Source organism: Mycobacterium sp. E1386 (genome assembly GCF_001672745.1).
Lineage (GTDB): Bacteria > Actinomycetota > Actinomycetes > Mycobacteriales > Mycobacteriaceae > Mycobacterium.
Window position 1 is genome coordinate 1 of the sequence record NZ_LZKH01000151.1, and the last position, 577, is coordinate 577.

Genomic DNA, 577 nt, shown 5'->3' on the forward strand with positions numbered 1-577 from the left:
CGGTGTGGGAGATCTTCGGGTCGCTGTTGTACGGCGGCCGGCTGGTGATGGTGCCCGACAACGTCGTGCGCTCGCCGAAAGAGTTGCACGCCATGCTGGTTCGCGAACAGGTCAGTGTGCTCAGCCAGACGCCGTCGGCGTTCTCTGTCCTCGCGCCCGAGCTGGGCAAAGAGTCGAAGTTGCAGACGGTGGTGTTCGGTGGCGAGGCGCTCGAGCCGCATCGGCTGGGCAAGTGGTTGCACAACCACCCCGGTTATCCGCATCTGATCAACATGTACGGCATCACCGAGACCACGGTGCACGCCTCGTTCCGGAAGATCGTCGACGGTGACGTCGACGTCAACGCCAGCCCGATCGGGCTGCCGCTGGCGCATCTGGGCTTCTTCGTGCTCGACCCATGGCTTAACCCCGTGCCCGCGGGCGTGGTCGGTGAGCTGTATGTGGCCGGGCGCGGTTTGGCGTATGGGTATGTGGGCCGGTCGGGGTTGTCGGCGACGCGGTTCGTCGCGTGCCCGTTCGGCGGGGCCGGCGCGCGCATGTATCGCACCGGCGACCTGGTGCGCTGGGGCGCCGATGG

Annotated in this window: 1 protein-coding gene; it reads left to right on the plus strand. The window is 67.1% G+C overall.

The features are described from left to right. On the plus strand, positions 1–577 hold a 577-nt coding region (locus A5709_RS15845), incomplete at both ends, for an AMP-binding protein (protein ID WP_156768073.1).